The following is a 22820-nucleotide window of genomic DNA, read 5'->3' as shown; positions in this document are numbered from 1 at the left end:
AGTCTATGCTATACTACTAGTAGACTTATTTATGGAGAAAATACATGAAACGTGAGATTTTACTGGAACGAATCGACAAACTAAAACAAATCATGCCCTGGTATGTTTTGGAATACTATCAATCTAAGCTGGCTGTACCTTACAGTTTTACAACCTTGTACGAATACCTCAAGGAATACGATCGATTTTTTAGTTGGGTTTTGGAGTCTGGTATTTCAAACGCTGATAAAATGTCTGATATTCCTTTATCTGTCTTGGAAAATATGTCTAAGAAAGACATGGAATCTTTTATCCTTTATCTACGTGAACGTCCTTTGCTGAATGCTAATACAACCAAGCAAGGTGTTTCTCAGACGACTATCAATCGGACCTTGTCAGCCCTCTCCAGTCTTTACAAGTATCTAACCGAGGAGGTTGAAAACGACCAGGGGGAGCCTTATTTCTATCGAAATGTAATGAAGAAAGTTTCAACCAAGAAAAAGAAAGAGACACTTGCTGCCAGAGCTGAAAACATCAAGCAAAAACTCTTTTTAGGTGATGAAACAGAAGGTTTTCTTACTTATATTGACCAAGAGTACCCACAACAGCTCTCTAATCGAGCTCTCTCATCATTCAACAAAAATAAAGAACGTGATTTGGCCATTATTGCCCTTCTCTTGGCATCTGGTGTCCGTTTATCTGAAGCTGTTAATCTGGATCTAAGGGATCTCAATCTAAAAATGATGGTTATCGATGTCACTAGAAAAGGGGGCAAACGTGACTCGGTCAATGTCGCTGCTTTTGCTAAGCCTTATTTAGAGAATTATCTGGCCATTCGAAATCAACGCTATAAGACGGAAAAAATAGATACAGCCCTTTTTTTGACTCTCTACAGAGGAGTTCCTAATCGTATCGATGCTTCCAGCGTTGAGAAAATGGTTGCTAAGTACTCTGAGGACTTCAAAGTCCGTGTAACACCCCATAAACTACGCCATACGCTAGCAACCAGGCTCTATGATGCCACTAAATCGCAAGTTTTGGTCAGTCACCAGCTAGGACATGCCAGCACACAAGTCACTGACCTCTATACCCATATCGTCAATGATGAACAAAAGAATGCCTTGGATAGTTTATAGATTACATAAATTAAATTATGTAATAAATAAGAAAGGGATTCAATAAACTATTAATCCTATCAAATATCAAATACAATTGCTAACAGAGTAAACAGCTTTAAAGAATCTGAAATAAAATTTATGTGCCCATTAGCTTGCTTTTCTTTGTAATATCCTGGATATGCAAATCACTTATAATTGGTATTCATCTCAAAATAAGAGGATTCCACAAAAATAAATCAAATTGAACATCTATAAAAACATGCTACCTACAATGTCCAATATTTTATCAGAAAATAAAATTCCGCTAAAAACAATCACGGGCAGGGTTTGATCATTCCGACTCTGAAGTCACTACTTCTATCTATACCCACGTCACGAAGAACATGAAAGATAAAGCAATCAATGTACTGGATAAAGTTATGAAAAAGATTTTTTAAAAAGTTTGGCTCTATAATATTTGTAGTGGGTAAATCCCCTATAGATATTATGGAGCCTATTTTAGGGTAGAAAAAAAGTCCCATATAACCTATAATGAAAAGCAACCAAACCATCATTAGAAAGAATCATATGGAACAATTACATTTTATCACAAAACTACTCGATATCAAAGACCCAAATATCCAAATTATAGATATCATCAATAGGGATACCCACAAGGAAATCATCGCTAAACTGGATTATGATGCCCCATCTTGTCCTAATTGCGGAAGCAAAATGAAGAAATATGACTTTCAAAAACCGTCTCCTCGAAACCACTGGCAAGGCTACTAGAATTCTTCTGAAAAAGCGACGTTTCAAGTGCTATCAGTGCTCAAAAATGATGGTTGCTGAGACTCCTCTAGTAAAGAAAAATCACCAAATCCCTCGTATCATCAACAAAAAGATTGCCCAGAAGCTAATTGAAAAGACTTCTATGACCGACATTGCTCATCAGTTGTCTATTTCAACTTCAACTGTTATTCGCAAACTCAATGACTTTCGTTTTAAGCATGATTTTTCTCGTCTTCCTGAGATTATGTCCTGGGACGAGTATGCATTCACTAAGGGAAAGATGAGTTTCATTGCTCAAGATTTTGATAAGCTCAATATTATCACTGTTCTTTAGGGAAGAACACAAGCCATCATAAGAAATCATTTTCTGAGCTACAATCGCGCTGTTCGTTGTCAGGTGAAAATCATTACTATGGATATGTTTATCCCCTACTATGACTTGGCTAAACAGCTTCGATTTCGAATTTCTAGGCTCAGGCTGAAACAGTCTCCCAGACTGTTTCACTCCCTAATGCAAAAATTGTACTTGATCGTTTTCCCCTTCGTTATTACATTTCTAAACTCAGGCTAAAACAGTCCACTGGACTGTTTTACTCCAACACTTAAGCCGTGCTATGAGTCGTTTGCGTGTCCAAATCATGAATCAGTTTGAACGAAAATCTCATGAATACAAGGCTATCAAGCGCTACTGGAAACTCATTCAACAGGATAGTCGTAAACTCAGTTATAAACGTTTTTATCGCCCTACTTTTCGCATGCACTTAACCAATAAAGAGATTCTAGACAAGATTTTGACCTATTCAGAAGGATTGAAATGCCACTATCATCTCTATCAACTCTTGATTTTTCACTTTCAGAATAAGGAACCGGATAAATTTTTCGGACTCATTGAAGATAATCTAAAGCGGGTTCATCCTCTTTTTCAGACTGTCTTTAAAACCTTCCTCAAAGATAAAGAGAAAATCGTCAACGCCCTTCAGTTACCCTATTCTAATGCCAAATTAGAAGCAACCTATAATCTCATCAAACTTATCAAACGAAATGCCTTTGGTTTTCGGAACTTTGAAAACTTCAAAAAAACGGATTTTCATCGTTCTAAACATCAAAAAAGAAAGGACGAAATTTGTCCTTTCTAGATATTAGCTTTTCGGCTCTATAATATTTGTAGTGGGTAAATCCCCTATAGATATTATGGAGCCGTTTTTATTGTAGAAAAAAAGTCCCATAAGCTCTATAATGAAAAGCGACCAAACCATCATTAGAAAGAATCCTATGGAACAATTACATTTTATCACAAAACTACTAGACATTAAAGACCCTAATATCCAATTTATGGATGTCATCAATAGGAATACCCACAAAGAAATCATCGCTAAACTGGACTATGAGGCCCCATCTTGCCCTGATTGTGGAAGGCAAATGAAGAAATATGACTTTCAAAAACCGTCTAAGATCCCTTACCTAGAAACGAGTGGTATGGCTACTAGAATTCTACTTAGAAAATGTCGTTTTAAGTGCTATCAGTGTTCAAAAATGATGGTTGCTGAGACTCCTCTAGTAAAGAAAAATCATCAAATCCCTCGTATCATCAACCAAAAAATTGCTCAGAAGCTGATTGAAAAAACTTCTATGACTGATATTGCCCATCAGCTGGCCATCTCAACTTCAACTGTCATTCGCAAGCTCAATGATTTCCGTTTTAAGCATGATTTTTCTCGTCTGCCTGAGATTATGTCTTGGGATGAGTACTCCTTTACAAAGGGAAAAATGAGTTTCATTGCACAAGATTTTGAAAAGCTCAATATCATCACTGTTCTCGAGGGAAGAACACAAGCTATTATTCGAAATTACTTTCTTAAATATGATAGAGTCGTCCGATGTCGAGTGAAAATCATTACTATGGATATGTTTAGCCCTTACTATGACTTGGCTAAACAGCTTTTTCCAAACGCTAAAATCGTGTTGGATCGTTTCCATATTGTCCAACACATGAGCCGTGCTATGAGTCGTATGCGTGTCCAAATCATGAATCAGTTTCATCGAAAATCCCATGAATACAAGGCTATCAAGCGTTACTGGAAACTCATCCAACAAGATAGTAGGAAACTCAGCTATAAACGTTTTTATCGCCCCACTTTTCGCATGCACTTGACGAATAAAGAAATTCTAGACAAGATTTTGAGCTATTCAGAAGACTTGAAACACCACTACCATCTCTATCAACTCTTCCTTTTTCACTTTCAGAATAAGGAACCGGATAAATTTTTCGGGCTCATTGAGGACAATCTAAAGCAGGTTCATCCTCTTTTTCAGACTGTCTTTAAAACCTTCCTCAAGGATAAAGAGAAAATTGCCAACGCCCTTCAACTACCCTATTCCAACGCCAAACTGGAAGCCACCAATAATCTTATCAAACTTATCAAGCGCAATGCCTTTGGATTTCGGAACTTTGAAAACTTCAAAAAACGGATTTTTATCGCTCTGAATATCAAAAAAGAAAGGACGAAATTTGTCCTTTCTAGATATTAGCTTTTCTTCAACCCACTACAGTTGACAAAGAGCCCAAAAATAGCCCTTCGGATAAAATCCGAGGGGCTAGAAACGTTGTTAAATCAACGGCCGAACTTTTGAGTTTCAAGGTTCGGGATAAAATAGTTCACTGAACTATTTTATTTTTTCAAGTTGTAGAATGATTTCAATCCACGGTATTCAGCTACTTCACCAAGTTGGTCTTCGATGCGAAGCAATTGGTTGTATTTAGCGATACGGTCTGTACGTGAAAGTGAACCAGTCTTGATTTGTCCTGCGTTAGTTGCAACTGCGATGTCAGCGATTGTTGAATCTTCAGTTTCACCTGAACGGTGTGATACAACGGCAGTGTAACCAGCTTCTTTCGCCATTTCGATAGCGTCGAATGTTTCAGTAAGAGTACCGATTTGGTTAACTTTGATAAGGATTGAGTTAGCAGCACCTTCTGCAATACCTTTTTCAAGGTAAGAAGTGTTTGTTACGAAGAAGTCGTCACCAACCAATTGAACTTTACCACCAAGACGTTCAGTAAGAGCTTTCCAACCGTCCCAGTCATTTTCATCCATACCATCTTCGATAGTGATGATTGGGTATTTGTTTACCAATTCTTCAAGATAGTCGATTTGTTCTGCAGCAGTACGTACAGCTGCTCCTTCACCTTCGAATTTAGTGTAGTCGTAAACTTTACGTTCTTTATCGTAGAATTCTGATGAAGCACAGTCAAATCCGATAAATACGTCTTTGCCAGGAACATATCCAGCAGCTTCGATCGCAGCAAGGATAGTTTCAACTCCGTCTTCAGTTCCTTCAAAACGAGGAGCAAATCCACCTTCGTCACCTACGGCTGTTTCCAAACCACGAGATTTAAGGATTTTCTTAAGAGCATGGAAGATTTCAGCACCCCAACGAAGAGCTTCTTTGAATGATGGCGCACCAGCAGGTACGATCATGAATTCTTGGAAAGCGATTGGAGCGTCAGAGTGAGAACCACCGTTGATGATGTTCATCATTGGAGTTGGAAGAACTTTAGTGTTGAATCCACCAAGGTAGCTGTAAAGTGGGATTTCAAGGTAGTCAGCAGCAGCACGAGCTACAGCGATAGACACACCAAGGATTGCGTTTGCACCCAATTTACCTTTGTTAGGAGTACCGTCAAGAGCGATCATAGCACGGTCGATAGCTTGTTGATCACGTACATCGTAGCCAATGATAGCTTCAGCAATGATGTTGTTTACGTTGTCAACAGCTTTTTGTGTACCAAGACCACCGTAACGAGATTTGTCACCGTCGCGAAGTTCAACTGCTTCGTGTTCACCAGTAGAAGCTCCTGATGGAACCATACCACGTCCGAAAGCACCTGATTCAGTGTAAACTTCTACTTCAAGTGTTGGGTTACCGCGTGAGTCTAGGACTTCGCGAGCGTAAACATCAGTAATAATTGACATTTTTTACTCTCCTTATGAGTTAAATTTTTTACACCTCTATAATACCTTAAAACCCCTCCTTTTTCAAGAAAAAACGTTATCTTTGTGCAAATTTTCCTTAACTTTATAAAGTAATCGCTTTCTTTTGTCTGTTTTATTCTAACTTTTATGATATACTGTTTTCATGACAGATTTATCAAAACAATTACTTGAAAAAGCTCATGGTGGGCCAAAACTAAATCCGGATGAGCAAAGACGCTATCTTGGTACTTTTGAGGAAAGAGTTCTTGGATATGCAGATATTGACACAGCAAATAGCCCTCAGCTAGAAAAAGGCTTTTTATCTATTTTAGAAAACCTACAGGAAAAAGCAGAGCCACTATTTGTGAAAATCTCACCAACTATCGAATTTGACAAACAAGTTTTCTACTTAAAAGAAGCAAAAGAAACTGATAGTCAAGCTACCATTGTATCTGAAGAGCATACTTCTTCTCCTTTTGGCCTGATTATCCACACCAATGCACCCGTTCAAGTAGAAGAAAAGAACCTTCGACTTGCTTTTGCAAAACTTTGGGAAGTTAAAAAGGAAGAACCATCCAAAACATCCTTATGGAAAAAATGGTTTGGCTAAATATTGCGCATACTTAATAAACGCCCAATATTGGCAGCTGTGCGCTCCAGATAGAGACTGGCATTTTTCAAACTATCTTCCAAAGGTTCACATTTCTCCAAAATTGAAAAGGCAGCTTGAATATTTTCAAATGGTAGGGAAGGTAAATCTTCAGCAAGACTACCACAAATAGCAATGATAGGAACTCCGACAGGGGTTCTTTTTGCAACACCAATAGGCGCTTTACCTGCTAAACTTTGACAATCTAGCCTTCCTTCTCCTACAACAACCAAGTCAGCATCTAAAACTTTCTTATCAAAATCAATCAAATCTAAACAGGTATCAATCCCAGATACGATTCTTGCTTGAGCAAAGGCACACAAACCAGCAGCAAGGCCTCCACCAGCTCCTGCTCCTTTAATTTCCAATGTTGCAGGGGAGACTTTTTCATAAAAATCTTGGATCGCTTGATCTACGGCCTCAAACATAGTAGGATCTAGGCCTTTTTGTTTGCCAAAAATGTAGGTCGCACCTTGATGACCACATAAGGGACTCACGACATCTGCTAAAATACGAATTTGCACATCTTCAGGAATTTCATAGCGATTTTCTGTTGAGACAGAAGCTAAGTTTAGTAAGGATTGACCGCAAGCAGGCAAGACCTTTCCATTCACGTCATAAAATTGATAACCTAAACCAGCAGCAATCCCTATACCGCCATCATTACTGGCCGTGCCACCAACGCCAATATAGATTTCTTTAATATCTTTAGCAATGAGATGGCGAATCAACTCTCCAATCCCACAAGTTTGGATTTGCAGTGGATTTCGTTTCTCTTGCGGAATCTTTCCAAGGCCAACCAAATCAGCAACTTCAAATAGTGCCAGTTTCCCTTTTTGAAAATAGCGCATGGCTTCTTTTTGGCCAAAAGGGCCTGTCACTTGGATCCATTTTTCTTCTAGGTCAAGAGAATGTCGGATAGCATCTACAGTACCTTCTCCCCCATCACCAACAGGGCAGAGGAGATATTCTACATCTGCTATCGATTGTTGGAAACCTCTTTTAATAGCTTCAGCCACCTGTTGAGCAGACAAGCTTTCCTTAAACGAATCTGGTGCAATTACAATCTTCATATTTTCCCTCATTCTAAACAGTCAATCAAAGGTAGAACTTCTAAAAAATCCCTCTTGTCAACATGATTTGGTATTTCTTTTTTGAGTACTTCTTTTGCACAAAAGGCGATTCCTAGTCCCGCTGACTTCAACATCAATAAATCATTGGCCCCATCACCGATTGCAATCGTTCTTTCTTTAGAAAGTTTTAGTTCCTCTCTCCATTGTTCCATAGTCTCTTTTTTAACCTCGGGACTAATAATTTGTCCAACTAATTTCCCTGTTAGAAAGCCACCTTTGACTTCAAGTTGGTTGGCAGAGAAATAGGCAATTCCAAGAGATTTTGCCAATCTTTCAACTATTGGTGTAAAGCCACCGGACACCAGACCAACTAGGATACCATTCTTTTGGAGAATGGAGATGAATTCCTGGGCATTTGGCGATAGATGAATAGTGTTGAAGACTTTATCAAAAACCGAAACAGGAAGACCTTCCAAGAAGGACACTCTGTCTCGTAAACTGCTTTCAAAGTCCAACTCTCCTCGCATTGCCTGACTTGTAAGCTGCGCAATTTCCTCCTCACAAGCTGCCTCTCTTCCTAACAAATCAATCACTTCTTCTAGGATTAAGGTTCCATCAACATCCATGACACACAAGCCTTTTACTTGAGACATCAGTTCTCCTCTCTAAATAGCCAAATAGCCTAAAAATCGTATGAAGTCATCATACGATTTTATCTATTAGTTAACTAAGCTTTGGTACAAGTCTAGATATGACTTGCAGGCTGTATCCCATGAGAAATCACACTCCATAGCTTGTTTTTGTAAGTTTCTCCAAACGTCAGGATGGTTTCTATACAAGTCCAAAGCTGTTTGGAAAGTCCAATTTAACCAATAAGGAGATAGATTGTCAAAGCTAAAGCCTGTACCGCTTCCTTCAATTGGATTGAAAGCGCGAACGGTATCTCGCAAGCCACCAACTTCATGGACCAATGGCAAGGTTCCGTACCGCATCGCCATCATTTGAGACAAGCCACACGGTTCAAAACGACTCGGCATGAGGAAGAGGTCACAAGCAGCGTAGATTTCTTGAGCAAGTTTGACATCAAAAGTGATATTTGCTGATAGCTTGTCTGGGTAAATCTGAGCAAACCATGAGAAAGCTCCTTCAAATGCTGGATCGCCAGTTCCCAAAAGAACAATCTGAACATCATTTTGCAAGATATGGTGAAGACTTTCGACCACCACATCAAAACCTTTTTGACGTGTCAAACGAGAAACAATTCCCACCAGTGGAACGTCGGCTCTAACTGGCAAGCCAACTCTCTCTTGTAATTTTGCCTTATTCTGGGCTTTTCCAGACAAATCTTCCTGATTAAAATGATAGTCTAATAGGGCATCCGTCTGAGGATTATACAGGTCAGCATCAATCCCATTCACGATACCAGAAACTTTACCAGACTCCATTCGAAGAATCTGATCCAAGTTACATCCGAACTGACTGGTCATAATTTCATGAGCATAGCTAGGCGAAACGGTTGAAACACGGTCAGCATAAAGAATACCAGCCTTCATCCAGTTCAGACAGTTGTTCCAGCGAAGGGTACCATCAGCGTAACGTTCAAAGCCAACTCCAAACAAATCCCATAACATTCCCTCTGAAAATTGTCCTTGGAATTCTAAATTATGAATGGTTAAAACAGTTTTAATGCCCTCATAGGCTTGAATCCAACGGTATTTTTCATTTAACAAGAAAGGAATCATAGCTGTATGGTAGTCATGAACATGGAGAAGGTCAGGTATAAAGTCAATCCTTTCCATTGCCTCAATGGCAGCCAGTTGGAAGAAAGCAAAGCGTTCTCCGTCATCAAAATCACCGTAAACATGACCGCGGAAGAAATAATATTGGTTGTCAATAAAGTAGAAGGTTACACCGTTTAAGACGGTTTTCTTAATCCCACAATACTGTCTGCGCCAACCAACACTCACCTCAAAATGAAGCACATCTTCAATTTGATTTCCAAATTTAGCCTCTACCATGTCATAGTAGGGTAAAATCACTGCAACTTCATGTCCCGCTTTTACCAGTGATTTAGGAAGAGCGCCAATGACGTCTCCCAAACCACCTGTTTTTGAAAAGGGTGCACCCTCAGCTGCTACAAATAAAATTTTCATGAATGAATATCCTCTGTTACTTTAGCACCTTTCTTAACGACGACTGGATGTTCTGCAGTTCCACGGATCACAACTCCATCCGCAACTTCAACACCCTTGTCCAAGATAGCATATTCGACCTGAGCACCTTCTCCAATAACAACACGAGGGAATAAGATGCTATCTTTAACCAGGCTATCCTTATGGACATGAATATTACGTGATAAAACAGAATTAGCCACTTGACCTTCAATAATACTACCAGACGCAAACTGAGAAGTACTTACCTTAGATGTATTAGCATAGTAAGTTGGTTCTTCGTTTTTAACCTTTGTATAAATCTTTTGGTTTGGTGAGAAAAGAGAATAGAATTTTTGAGATTCAAGCATATCTTTATTAGCTTGGTAATAAGACTCTACAGAATGAATATTTGCAAGGTAGCCTGTGTACTCGTAGGCAAAAGCCCCTTCTTTTGCAGCCAAATCCCTTAAAACATAACGCAATTTCTCTGGATGTTCTTTCTTAGCCTCTTCTTCCAAACGTTCAATCAACCAAGGTGTATCAACTACAAAAATATCTGTAGACATATTATAGACTTCGTCTGTTGATTTACTATCAAAGAGTTTGTGAGAACGAACATGGTCTGTTTCATCCACTTCCAAGATTGCGTTTACTTCTGAAATGTCTTTCTTAGCTAGTTTTTTATAAACAACAGTAATAGGTCCCTTCGTTGTGTTATGAAGGTGGAACACTTGGTTCAAATCAATATTAATTAAGACATCACAGTTGAGTGATACTGTTTGGTTTGAACCAGAACGCTTCAAATAAGTAAGAAGTTGATGATAGTATTCTTTTCCAACTGTACTACTTTCCACACGAGTATTGTAAATACCTAGATAATAGTGGCTAAGAAGTGTTGACAAACCCCACTCACGCCCAGAACGGATATGGTCAAAGACGGAACTGATATTGTCTTGTTGGAAAATACCAAAGATACTACGGACACCTGCATTAGCAAGACTTGAAAGCGGGAAGTCGATCAAGCGATATTTACCACCAAATGGCAAACTAGCTACTGGACGATGGTCTGTCAGTGTTGACATATCATGAAAACCAACTGTGTTTCCTAAAATGGCAGAATATTTATCAATCTTCATCTGTTGCTACCCCCACTACTTCATCATATCCTACAACTTGTACTTCTTCTGTTCCATCAATTTCGACACCATCAGAAATAACTGCACCTTCACCAATAATAGCACGTTTGATTTTAGCTCCGTGTCCAATAATGGCTCCACTCATGATAACTGAATCTACTACTTCTGCCCCTTCACGAACTTGCGCGCCTGTTGAAAGAATAGAATGTTTAACAGTTCCATCTACGAAACAGCCATCGACAACCAAAGAATCTTCTACGTGAGCATTTGCACCAAGGAAGTTTGGCGGTGAAATCAAGTTTCTTGAATAAATCTTCCATTGACGGTTACGGCTATCTAAGGCATTTTCTGGAGAAATGTACTCCATGTTGGCTTCCCAAAGTGACTCAATCGTACCAACGTCTTTCCAATACCCATTAAATTCGTAGGCATAGACACTTTCACCAGACTCAAGGTAATTTGGAATGACATTTTTACCGAAGTCTGACATATCGACATTGCTCTTTTCAGCAGCGACTAACATATTGCGGAGACGTTGCCAATCAAAGATGTAAATCCCCATAGAGGCTTTGGTAGATTTAGGTTGGGCTGGTTTCTCTTCAAATTCAACAATGCGGTTATTGGCATCGGTGTTCATAATACCAAAACGGCTAGCTTCTTTAAGAGGAACATCAAGAACTGCTACTGTCAAACTGGCATTATTATCCTTGTGTGACTGGAGCATAGCATCATAGTCCATTTTATAGATATGGTCCCCAGAGAGAATCAAGACATACTCAGGATTGACGCTGTCGATATAGTCGATATTTTGGTAAATAGCGTGACTAGTCCCTTCGAACCAACGATTTCCTTCACTTGCAGAATAAGGTTGAAGAATAGAGACACCAGAATTAATACCATCTAACCCCCAACTTGAACCGTTTCCAATATGATTGTTAAGAGCAAGTGGTTGATACTGTGTAATGACTCCAACATTGTGAATCCCTGAGTTGGCACAGTTTGAAAGAGCGAAGTCAATGATACGGTAGCGCCCACCAAATTGCACAGCTGGTTTTGCGATGCTTTGAGTAAGTTTACCGAGACGAGTTCCTTGCCCACCAGCAAGAATCAAAGCTAACATTTCATTCTTCATTTTCTACTCCTTTTTGGTTTTTACTTGTGACGGTTTTTGCAGATTTCAAGCGACGTTTGATTTTCCAAACACTTGCTCCCATAGCCGGTAGGGTAAAGGTCAAGGTCTGCTCATAATCCTTCCATAGTCCTTCTTGTGTTTGCACAGTTTGATTATATTCTTTCCAGACACCGCCCCACTCTTCTAACTCAGTATTCCAGACTTCTTCGTAAATCCCTGCAACAGGAAGTCCGATTGTAAAATCTTTTCGTTCGACAGGTACCATATTAAAGACACAGACTAACATATCATCCTTCTTACCCTTACGGATGAAGGAAAGAACACTCTGGTCTCGATTATCCGCATCAATGATTTCAATACCATCATAGCTGGTATCAATTTCCCACAGACAGCGGTGGTCTTTGTAAAACTGGTTTAGCTGAGAAGTGAAATACTTCATCTTAGCATTCATTGGATCTTCTAGGTTAGACCATTCCAACTGCTCTTCAGATTTCCATTCTAGAAATTGCCCATATTCACTACCCATGAAGAGCAATTTCTTACCAGGGTGACAAATTTGATAAGTGTAGAGATTGCGCAAGCCTGCGAATTGATTGTAACGATCTCCCCACATCTTATGCATCATACTCTTCTTGCCATGAACAACTTCGTCATGTGAGAATGGTAGGAGATAGTTTTCCTTGAAGACATACATAAAGCTGAAAGTCACTAGGTTAAAGTCGTATTTACGATAAATCGGATCTTCTTCATAGAATCGGAGGATGTCATTCATCCAACCCATATTCCACTTATAATCAAACCCAAGACCATCTGAATCCTTGGTGTCAGTAATCTGAGTAGCTGATGAACTTTCTTCGGCAATCATCATAACATCTGGATGAGCTTGCTTAATGACATCATTCAAACGTTTTAAGAAATAATAGCCTTCGTAGTTTAGATTACCACCATCCTTGTTTGGCGTCCATGGTGCATCATCATAATCAAGATAGAGCATGTTGCTAACAGCATCCACGCGAATACCGTCCAAATGGTAAAAGTCAATCCAGAATTTAATACTAGAAATCAAGAAGGACTGGACTTCATTTTTCCCAAGGTCAAAATTGAGCGCACCCCAACCGTAGTTATGAGCCTTATTATGGTCTTGATATTCAAAAGTCGGTGTCCCATCATAATAGGCCAAGGCATCATCATTGATAGTAAAGTGACCAGGTACCCAGTCCACAATGACCCCAATATTATTTAAATGACATTCCTCAACAAAATCTTGAAACTCTTCAGGACGACCATAGGCATGCTCTAAAGCAAAGTACCCCATAAGCTGGTAACCCCAACTCAAACCGAGAGGGTGAGACATCAAGGGCATAAACTCAATGTGAGTATAGTTCATCTCAACCAAGTAAGGAATCAGCTCATCCTTCAGTTGAGCAAAACTATAAGGACCTCCATCTAGATTTCTCTTCCACGATCCAGCATGAACTTCGTAAATATTGACAGGACGCTCTTCAAAACTCAAGCGTTTTCTACGAGCTAGCCAAAGACCATCTTTCCATTTTTTCTCTGGAATCTCTGTTAAAATCGCTCCAGTACCAGGTCGTGCCTCATATCGAACAGCCAAAGGATCAATCTTCATCAGCTGATGACCATTTGCACGAGTGATATGATACTTGTAAATTTGGCCTTCATGAGCAAGGCTGGTAAAGACTTCCCAGACACCAAATTCATTTCGTTCCATTAAGATTTGGTTTTCTACCCAATTGGTGAAATCCCCTACCAAGTGAACAGCCTGAGCATTAGGTGCCCACACACGGAAAGTATAGCCATACTCACCATTTTTTTCTTCCCTATGCGCTCCTAGATAGTGCTGGAGGTGAAAATTTTCACCAGTCATAAAGGTTTCTAAAGCTTTTTTCTTATCCATACACCCTCCTATTTCTGTAAGCGTTTTCTATAGATTTATTATACTACCTTTTTAGAGAAGATTCAAGTAAATTACTATACTTCTTTAATTATTTTGAAAATCTACAACAAGTTCACTTACTCGTTCAATTGTAAATCAATATTTTTTCAAAAAATTGCGAAAACGCCTTTCTTTTCTCTACTATAATACCAAAAAGTTCGTATTTTTTCTATGATTATTATTGTTTTATAGCAAAAAAATAAAATCAGGAAAACAATTTCCTGACTTTACACGTTTGATGAAAATATTTATCAAATTTTCTATACAAGTGAGTTATCAGCTAAGTTCTTTCTATTCGTTCACTTCCAATGATGTGTTAGAATAGCGAGATAGATGGTCTTTATAAAACACTCAAGACAGCTAGACTAATATCATCTAACACATTGTCTTCTTTTGAGCGACTGTTGGTTACCAACGTAGCTAAATTTCCTGCATTTTCAAATGGATAGGGTTCTGATTTAGCATTCACAACCACCAAGAGGTGTTCTTTGCCGTGAACTTCATAGATAAGGCAGCCGCTATGTTCAATCGCAGAATGCACAAAGACATGATGGTAAATTTCATCATAGCTAGAGTAAGAAAAGGCGCCAGTTTTTGTCTTCAATCGGATGACTTGACGGATAAACTCAATACTGTCTTGACGCTCATTGATCAAATCCCAGTTGACTTGGTTCACACTGTCAGGAGCATTATAGCTATTCATCGCACGCTCTCTATCATCATGTGTCAACTCACCATTCTCACCAGTCGCAACCAGTTTGGTACGACCAAATTCTTGACCGATTTCCATAAAGGCCATCCCTTGCATGAGTAGGTTCATAGCTGTGGCTGTCTCAACCTTGTGCATGATTTGTTCTGAACTTTGGTCTGGATGAAGAGTTGCCAATAAATCGTGAAGATTGTAATTGTCATGGGCTTCTACATAGTTAAGCACCTGATTTGGATGTGTATAGGTTCCTAATTCACGACTTCCTAGGATTGCTTTAGCTAGAATTGGCTCTGTCGCAGCACCACTGACAAAACCTGACTTGATAGCACCGTAAACTTCTCCACCTTTGACAGCATCACGCTGATTGTCATTAAAGAAACCAATATTTGGCATTTCGTAGGCGTTGTCTTTCTTAGCCTTATCATAAGGGGCAAGACCTGTTCCCATATCCCATCCTTCTCCATAGAGGATAATGTTGGGGTCAATTTCATCCAAACTCTGACGAATCATCTGCATAGTCTTGACATCATGAATCCCCATCAAGTCAAAACGGAAGCCGTCAATATTATATTCCTGCACCCAGTATAAAAGAGAATCAATCATGTACTTGCGGAACATTTCGTGTTCACTGGCTGTTTCATTTCCAACACCCGTTCCATTCTGGAAGGTACCATCTGGATTCATACGATAATAATAGTCAGGGACAGTTGTTTGGAAAGGTGCATCAACAACTGAGAAGGTATGGTTATAGACCACATCCATAATAACACCAATACCCGCATCGTGGTAAGCTTGAACCATGGTCTTCAAATCACGAATAACCTGAGCTGGATCATCTGGATTAGTTGAAAGGCTCGTTTCTGGTGCGTTATAGTTTTGTGGGTCATAACCCCAGTTGTAGGTTACATTACCATCCTCATCGTATTCTTTATGACGGTCTGCAATTGGTTGCAATTGAACATAATTGTAGCCTATCTTCTTGATGTAATCAAAAGCAGTTGACTGGCCGTACTGGTTAACTGTTCCAGTCTGAGCAGCACCTAAGAAAGTTCCTCTAAGATGTTCATCCACACCTGAGGTCGGTGATTTGGTCAAATCACGAATGTGCATTTCACAGATAACTGCCTTACATGGATTTTTCAAACGCCAAGTAGCCTCAGAACCATGCTTAACCTCGAAATTTTCAACTTGCTTTTCTTCATGGCTCAGGATAGCTGAACGTTTGCCATCAGGACTGGTCGCGATGGTGTAAGGATCGCGTGTCAGTGTTTGGTGGTGAGGAAATTGGACTTGATACTGATAAGCCTTACCAGTCAAATCTTCCTCAACATCCAAACTCCAGACACCGATTGTATTGTCCTTATGATTATAAGAGTAGCTATTGCCTCTCTCCATATCAAAAATCTTCCAAACAGGAGCATCATTAGCAGCTGATCCATAAACGACAACCTGCACTTCTGTCGCTGTTGGAGCCCAGAGAGCAAAATGAGCCTGATTGTCCTCTACACGGCAACCCAATTCACCTTGGTAGCCCCAGTGGTGGTCGAAACTAGCGCTATTGATAGCCTTGTCAAAGGCAAAAGGATTTTGATTTTTATAGAAAGGACTGGCAATAGCAGGATTTTCAGAATAATAAATTCTATCATCCCCTTCCAAAATCCAGACCTCCGTTAAGAGGGGATAGTGATTAAAACGGATAGCATACTCTTTACTGGTTTGACCTGTATGAACCACAAAATTCAAGCTTTCTAAGGCATGAGAACTTGGGTGTTCAAAACTAAATAAAGCACCAAAATAATCTTCTTTGTAGGTCAGCAAATCAATCCGCTGGTCCTGACTTTTTACAAAAGAGCAAGTGTCGTATTCACCATTCTTGCGGTGGTAATGAATGCGAATAGGGTAATTAAACATTTTTTATTTTTCCTTTTTACTTCTTAATTTGTTTCTAGTTCACTAATAAATTCTTGATCGATTTTGTCCCGATTAACACACATAGTCATATTATCTAAGCTCTGATTTTAAACGATTATTACAAGCCTTCTAGCCAAGCTTCATCTCGAACCTCGATACCAAGTTCTTGTGCCTTTTGAAGTTTACTTCCAGCATCTGTACCTGCAACGACGAGATTGGTCTTTTTAGAAACACTGCCTGTCACCTTGGCACCCAGACTTTCGAGTTTGCTTTTAGCTTCTGAGCGTTTGAGACGTTCCAATTTCCCAGTCAATACAACGGTCAAACCTGACAAGGCCGCATCCGCTACTACTGTCTGACCTTTATAGTCCAGATTGACCCCAGCTTCTTTCAATTCTCTTAGGAGAATTTCAGAGCCTTCTGTCGCAAAATAAGTCTGAAGACTCTTGGCAATCACACCACCCAAACTTTCAATACTCGCCACTTCCTCTGGATCTGCCTGAGCCAGATTTTCAATTGAATGGAAATGTTGGAGTAACAACTGACTGGCCTTACTGCCGACATGGCGAATTCCCAAACCAAACAAGAGTTTTTCAGCAGAGTTTTCCTTTGATGCTTGAATAGCATGATAGAGTTTACCAGCAGACTTTTCCTTAACCCCCTCTAAAAGGAGGAAATCCTCTTCTTGCAAACGGTAAATATCCGCTACATCCTTGACTAAATTAGCAGCAAATAGCTTCTCAACAATAGATGGACCAAGCCCTGTAATATTCATGGCATCTCGAGAGGCAAAGTGGATCAAACCTTCCATGATTTGAGCAGGACAACGCGGATTGATACAACGCAGGGCCACTTCATCTTCAAAGTGCAACAAGTCAGAGTCACAACTTGGACAGTTTGTAGGGATATCTAGTTTTTCTTCAGAAATTCTTTTGGACTCTACCACACGTAAAACTGCAGGGATGATGTCCCCGGCCTTATAGACGATGACCGTGTCGTCTTTGCGGATATCTTTTTCAGCAATATAATCCACATTGTGCAGGGTCGCACGGCTAACAGTTGTTCCGGCTAGTTGTACTGGTGTTAGATTCGCAGTTGGGGTTACAACACCCGTACGGCCAACTGTCCAATCAACTGATAAGAGTTGAGCTTCTTTTTCTTCAGCTGGGAACTTGTAGGCCACTGCCCACTTTGGTGCCTTAACGGTAAAGCCAAGCTCTTCTTGGCCTGCTAGGTCGTTGACCTTGATCACTACCCCATCAATATCGTAAGGCAGATTGTCTCGATCTTTCCCTACTTCTTGGATAAAACTCCAGATGTCATCCATATTTTCAGCCAAAATTCGCTTAGGATTAACTACAAAACCAAGTTGTTCTAAGTGCTTCAAAACCTTTTCTTGACTGTCACGAGTTGAAGGGCTGGCTTCTTGATAGAGAAACGTTGCAAGATTGCGCTTGGTAACTACTGCTGTATCCAACTGACGCAGGGTGCCTGCTGCCGCATTACGAGGATTGGCAAATTCAGGCTCTCCATTTTCTTGGCGAGCTTGGTTGACCTGGTCAAAAGAAGCGCGTGGCATATAACATTCCCCACGAACTGTGATATCTAGTTCTTCTGGCAAAGTCAAAGGAATGTCCTTAACACGTTTGAGATTTTCTGTGATATTTTCTCCAATAGAACCGTCTCCACGTGTTGCACCAACAACTAAAATCCCCTTTTCATAAGTCAGCGAGATAGATAAGCCATCGATTTTCAGCTCACAAATATAGGTCGGATAAGCCACTTCCTTACGAACACGCGAATCAAAAGCTTCAAGCTCCTCACGTGAAAAAGCATCCTGCAAACTATAAAGAGGATACTGATGACTGTATTTTTCAAAACCATCTAAAACCTTGCCACCAACACGATGGGTCGGACTTTCTGCTAACACTTGATCTGGATAAGCAGTTTCTAACTCGACCAACTCACGATAAAGACGGTCATACTCACTGTCTGAAACCGACGGATTATCGCTGGTATAGTACTCAGTCGCATAGCGATTGAGTAAGGTGACTAACTCATTCATTCTTTTATTCATAAGACCATTTTACCATAAACTAAGCCCTCCTCACAAACGAGAAGGGCGGAAAAAATACTTAGATTGGAATTATTTTTGAAGTCCAAGCAAACTTATGTCTCTTTTTCAAAATGAGTTCGAACATAAATAAATGATATACAAGACAAGATGAGAACACCACTTCCAATTATCAGGAAAGAAGAGAGATGTACACTTGGCAAGACTGTCATAAATCCTTTTGCAATAGGCATAAATAGAATAGCTAAGGTAAAAATTGTACTTAGTACTCTCCCAAGAAATTCGCTCTCAACCTTGGTTTGTACTTGAGTAAAAAAGTGAATATTAAAAATCGTCATAAACAATTCACAAACTAAATTTCCAGAAAAGGAAAGAAAATTTGGCAGTGGTAATCCCATCATAAAAACTCCGACACCTGTCAAAGCCAGTAAAATCAACAGATTATAAACATTAGCTTTAATTTTACTAGCTAGAAGAGCCCCAATGATGGAACCAATAGCCCCCATAGTTAAAATACTTGCATAGGCTCCTTCTGACCCGTAAAGCTGATTCGAAAAGGGGAGGAGAAATTCAAAAGCGGCAAAAAAGAAATTAACGCTGGAAGCTACCAGCAAAAGGAAAAAAATTTCTTGCTGATGCCAGATATAGTGTAACCCATCCTTGATATCTACAAAAATATCTCTCCCAGTAAAAGCCTTTTTCTCTTGAACTTTTGCTTCCTCTTTTGGAAGGAAAGCCACTAGAACAAAAGCAATGAAAAAAGTCAGCGAGTCTAGTAATAGCGTCATATGGAGACTTGCAAATTGTAAAACAAGGAAGGAAAGAACAGGAGAGCTAACACCTACAACCTGCAAAACCAGCTCTAAGCGAGAATTATAGATCACAATCTCATCTTTCTCAACAACCTCAGTTATAATGGCTTTATTGGCTGTACGAGAAAATGCGAAAGCAATAGCCTGAACAATATTGGCAACAATCAAAGCGCCAATCATCCAGCTGTCATTCCTTATGAAAGAAATAGCCAGACAAAGAATCCCGCAAACAAGGTCCGTCGCCATTAAAATCCTACGACGAGAAAAACGATCTGAAATGACTCCGCCAAAGGGATTTACGAGAATAGATGTGACGAGTTCAGAAATCTGATACATTCCTAAAACTGTCTGTCCCATAGTTCCCATGGAAGCCAACCAGACACTATTTCCATAATCATAGAGCATATTCCCTATCTTGTTAACAGCTCCGCGGCTAATCAACTGTACTGCATAGCGATTCATATAAAAACTCCTCTCAAATTTTGAAACTATTGTATCAAAACTGAAAGGAGCTTTTTATTTTTTCCCTTATTTGGGAAAATTAACTTTTGACAAATTTTTCGTAGTGTTCCTGATAGTAGGCTACTTGCTCTGGGAGACCTAGCACATCAAAAATATGCATGGTCTCTTGCATCTGCTTACAACCTTCTTTACACTGTCCTTTTTGGTACAAGGCAAAGCCTTTTAGATAATGGAAAATATTACGCTCATAAAGCTTAATACCTTTACCAATAATCTTCTCTGTATAAGTCTCAAAATAGCTTGCATTGTCAAAAGAAAGATGCTCTAAACAATGCTGGTAACAATTGAGGGCCAAAATCAAAACCAATCTCTTATGGCGACCAATCTCTTGGTAAAATTCCTCCCTCTCCATAACTTCTCTACCAATCCGAGTGACATAGTCCACATCGTAGAAACTATAGAGGTTACCGAAAAGAATCAACTCATACATGGTCCATTCTTCTGTTTTGAAGAGATAATCTGCTACCTTATCCAAATCATCCTGCTTCATCTCATAAGTCGAATCTCTTTGACAAATCAGACCTTGTAGCAAAATCCAGTTCAGCTCAAAATAAAGGGGAGTCGTCGAACTCTTAGCCTTTTCAAGTTGTTCTTCTTGAAGCTTTTGAAAACCTGCAATATCATTTGAGTAGTAAAGTGGGATAATCTGTGCCATCATAGACACATGTTCATGATTATGGAAATCCCTTGCCTTATCCATGAAATTTTCGATTGTGACATGAATGTTATCCAAAATCTCAAAGAAACGTGAGACTGCTAGGTCAGACTCCCCAAGCTCAAAGCGAGATAACTGAGAGGTGGAGCAGGACTCGCCTGCCGCCTCCTTTAAAGAATAATTTCCACTTGTCCGAAATTCACGAAATACTTTTCCAAGATGTTCCATTTTACACCTGCTCTGATAATTCTTCCCACTCAAGCATGGCCTCTTCCTGACGATGGCTGATTTTGTCCAACTCAGCCTGCAATTCCATCAGTTTGTCGGCATCGTTTGTTTCCAACATTTGTTCAGAAATGGCTTGACTTTGACTTTCTAACTCTTCAATTTCAGCTTCTAGACTTTCTATTTGTCGCATGAGCTTACGAACTTCTTTTTGACTTTCTTTCTGAGCTTGATAGTCATTAACTGGGCTTGCTTCTTTTGCTTGATTGCTGGTTGAAGCTTCCTCAGTTTGAATCATTTCTACTTCTGATTTCTTCTCAACATAGTAATCGTAATCTCCAAGATAGAGAGTTGATCCATTCTCTGACAATTCCAGTACATGAGTTGCCACACGATTGATAAAGTAACGGTCGTGGCTGACGAATAGAAGAGTTCCATCAAAGTCAATCAAGGCATTTTCTAGCACTTCCTTGCTATCAATATCCAAGTGGTTGGTCGGCTCGTCAAGGATCAGGAAGTTGTTGTTTTCCATAGACAATTTAGCCAAAAGCAAACGAGCTTTCTCGCCACCTGACAGCATGCCAACTGATTTTTTAACATCCTCTCCTGAGAAAAGGAAGGCACCTAGACGGTTACGAATTTCAACTTCTGGTGTCAGTTTAAAATCATTCCAGAGTTCATCCAGTACAGTATTACTTGGTGTCAGCTTGCTTTGGGTTTGGTCATAGTAACCAATCTCAACATTAGCGCCAAAGCGCTTTTCACCCTTGATAAAAGGAATCTGATCCACGATTGATTTGATAAAGGTTGACTTGCCAATACCATTGGGACCAACGATAGCGACAGCATTCATCTTACGAAGGTCTAGGTTAATCGGTTGTGACAAGACTTCCTCGTCATAACCAATAGCCGCATTTTCAACAGTCAGGACAACATTGCCCGACGTTTTTTCAGACTGGAAAGTCATGTTAGCAGATTTCTTACCAGCTTCAGGCTTGTCCAAACGCTCCATTTTTTCCAGTTGTTTGCGTCGAGATTGGGCACGTTTGGTCGTTGAAGCTCGGACTAGATTGCGGTTGACAAAGTCTTCCAGAGCAGCGATTTCCTTCTGCTGTTTTTCATAGTTTTTTGCCTCAGTAGCTAGTTTTTGCTCCTTCAGCTCGACAAAGCGAGAATAATTGCCCACATAGCGATCCAAGGAATGCTTGGTCAAATCCAGCGTAATTGTCGCAACCTTGTCCAAGAAATAACGGTCATGGCTGACGATAATAAGGGCACCGCTATAATTTACCAAGTAATTCTCTAGCCAGGCAATGGTTTCAATATCCAAGTGGTTGGTTGGCTCGTCCAAAACCAAGAGATTGGGCTTTTCAAGGAGCATTTTGGCTAGAGCCAAACGAGTATTTTGACCACCAGAAAGCTCAGCTATTTTCATCTGCCACATAGACTCGTCAAACTTGAATCCATTCAAAATCGCTCGAATATCAGCTTCATAGGTAAAGCCGCCTGCTTGGCGAAAATTCTCAGATAAGCGATCGTAATCTGACATCAGTTTATCCAAATCCTCACCAGACTTTTCACCCATCTCCAGCTCCATCTGACGAAGTTGTTTCTCAGTCCGACGCAAGTCATCAAAGACATGAAGCATCTCATCGTAGATGGTATTTTCAGACTCAAAACGACTATCTTGAGCTAGGTAAGACAGAGAAATATCTTTTTTCTTATTGATTTCTCCACTAGTTGGCTCCTCTTCTCCAACTAAAATCTTCAAAAGAGTAGACTTACCTGCACCATTTTTCCCAACAAGGGCAATCCGATCTCGTTCATCAACTTGCAGGTTGATATTATCGAAAAGAACCTCTCCTGCAAAAGAACGTTCAATTTTATTAGCTTGTAAAATAATCATACAAGTAGTATAGCATGTTTCCCTAAGGCATTCAAGATAATGGTCTTAACCCAAATATCCTAGA

The 22820-nt window shown here is 39.8% G+C and carries 15 protein-coding genes and 2 pseudogenes; 5 read left to right on the top strand and 12 right to left on the bottom strand.

Annotation, left to right across the window (positions count from 1 at the left end; genetic code table 11):
• The first annotated feature begins 44 nt into the window (after positions 1 to 44).
• From xerS to HT685_RS00740, 4 genes and pseudogenes are all read left to right on the top strand, one after another.
• Positions 45 to 1115: a tyrosine recombinase XerS gene (gene xerS, locus HT685_RS00755; RefSeq protein WP_000817860.1), complete on the top strand. Its 1071-nt coding sequence runs from the start codon at positions 45 to 47 to the stop codon at positions 1113 to 1115.
• A 259-nt stretch (positions 1116 to 1374) separates the two neighbouring features.
• A pseudogene (locus tag HT685_RS00750) lies at positions 1375 to 1534 on the top strand (integrase); the annotation flags it as partial.
• Between the two features lie 130 nt (positions 1535 to 1664).
• Positions 1665 to 3011 (top strand): annotated as a pseudogene (locus HT685_RS00745) (ISL3 family transposase).
• Positions 3012 to 3140: 129 nt separating this feature from the next.
• Positions 3141 to 4397, top strand: a complete 1257-nt coding sequence (locus tag HT685_RS00740; RefSeq protein ID WP_173227213.1) for an ISL3 family transposase — start codon at positions 3141 to 3143, stop codon at positions 4395 to 4397.
• A gap of 140 nt (positions 4398 to 4537) precedes the next feature.
• Here the strand turns inward: HT685_RS00740 and eno are convergent, their stop codons facing one another.
• On the bottom strand, positions 4538 to 5842 hold the full coding sequence (gene eno, locus HT685_RS00735) for a surface-displayed alpha-enolase (protein WP_000022821.1): 1305 nt from the start codon (positions 5840 to 5842) through the stop codon (positions 4538 to 4540).
• A gap of 163 nt (positions 5843 to 6005) precedes the next feature.
• On the opposite strand from eno, the gene HT685_RS00730 reads away from it, so the two are divergent.
• Positions 6006 to 6452: a DUF1694 domain-containing protein gene (locus tag HT685_RS00730; RefSeq protein WP_061760006.1), complete on the top strand. Its 447-nt coding sequence runs from the start codon at positions 6006 to 6008 to the stop codon at positions 6450 to 6452.
• Here the strand turns inward: HT685_RS00730 and HT685_RS00725 are convergent.
• The 11 genes from HT685_RS00725 to HT685_RS00675 form a co-directional block, all read right to left on the bottom strand.
• Positions 6449 to 7564, bottom strand: a complete 1116-nt coding sequence (locus HT685_RS00725) for a glycerate kinase (protein WP_173227215.1) — start codon at positions 7562 to 7564, stop codon at positions 6449 to 6451. The two genes, HT685_RS00730 and HT685_RS00725, sit on opposite strands and share 4 nt — an antisense overlap.
• An 8-nt stretch (positions 7565 to 7572) precedes the next feature.
• Positions 7573 to 8217, bottom strand: coding sequence for a phosphoserine phosphatase SerB (gene serB, locus HT685_RS00720; protein WP_023936809.1), 645 nt, complete (start codon positions 8215 to 8217; stop codon positions 7573 to 7575).
• A 66-nt stretch (positions 8218 to 8283) separates the two neighbouring features.
• Positions 8284 to 9717: a glycogen synthase GlgA gene (gene glgA, locus HT685_RS00715; RefSeq protein ID WP_173227219.1), complete on the bottom strand. Its 1434-nt coding sequence runs from the start codon at positions 9715 to 9717 to the stop codon at positions 8284 to 8286.
• Positions 9714 to 10853 carry a glucose-1-phosphate adenylyltransferase subunit GlgD gene (glgD, locus tag HT685_RS00710; protein ID WP_173227221.1) on the bottom strand — a complete coding sequence of 380 codons (1140 nt, stop codon included), beginning with the start codon at positions 10851 to 10853 and terminating at the stop codon, positions 9714 to 9716. Before glgD ends, glgA begins: the two co-directional genes overlap by 4 nt.
• The gene (locus tag HT685_RS00705) at positions 10843 to 11985 is read right to left on the bottom strand and encodes a glucose-1-phosphate adenylyltransferase (protein ID WP_173227223.1); all 1143 of its coding nucleotides are present in this window, start codon (positions 11983 to 11985) and stop codon (positions 10843 to 10845) included. The genes glgD and HT685_RS00705 overlap by 11 nt, the downstream gene beginning before the upstream one ends.
• Positions 11975 to 13903: a 1,4-alpha-glucan branching protein GlgB gene (glgB, locus tag HT685_RS00700; protein ID WP_173227225.1), complete on the bottom strand. Its 1929-nt coding sequence runs from the start codon at positions 13901 to 13903 to the stop codon at positions 11975 to 11977. The genes HT685_RS00705 and glgB overlap by 11 nt, the downstream gene beginning before the upstream one ends.
• A gap of 379 nt (positions 13904 to 14282) precedes the next feature.
• Positions 14283 to 16562, bottom strand: coding sequence for a type I pullulanase (gene pulA / locus HT685_RS00695; RefSeq protein ID WP_173278901.1), 2280 nt, complete (start codon positions 16560 to 16562; stop codon positions 14283 to 14285).
• Positions 16563 to 16680: 118 nt separating this feature from the next.
• A complete protein-coding gene (ligA, locus tag HT685_RS00690) occupies positions 16681 to 18639 on the bottom strand; it encodes an NAD-dependent DNA ligase LigA (protein WP_173278900.1) in 1959 nt (652 codons plus the stop codon).
• A gap of 92 nt (positions 18640 to 18731) precedes the next feature.
• A complete protein-coding gene (locus HT685_RS00685; protein WP_173225949.1) occupies positions 18732 to 19910 on the bottom strand; it encodes an MFS transporter in 1179 nt (392 codons plus the stop codon).
• Between the two features lie 79 nt (positions 19911 to 19989).
• Entirely contained in the window at positions 19990 to 20853 is an 864-nt protein-coding gene (locus tag HT685_RS00680) for a MutR family transcriptional regulator (protein ID WP_173225947.1), read from the bottom strand.
• Position 20854: 1 nt separating this feature from the next.
• The gene (locus HT685_RS00675; protein WP_173225945.1) at positions 20855 to 22756 is read right to left on the bottom strand and encodes an ABC-F family ATP-binding cassette domain-containing protein; all 1902 of its coding nucleotides are present in this window, start codon (positions 22754 to 22756) and stop codon (positions 20855 to 20857) included.
• Between the last annotated feature and the right edge of the window lie 64 nt (positions 22757 to 22820).

The organism is Streptococcus sp. 5004 (assembly GCF_013276755.1).
Taxonomy (GTDB): domain Bacteria; phylum Bacillota; class Bacilli; order Lactobacillales; family Streptococcaceae; genus Streptococcus.
The sequence above is the reverse complement of the archived record's forward strand: the minus strand, read 5'-3'. Positions and strand labels throughout refer to the sequence as shown.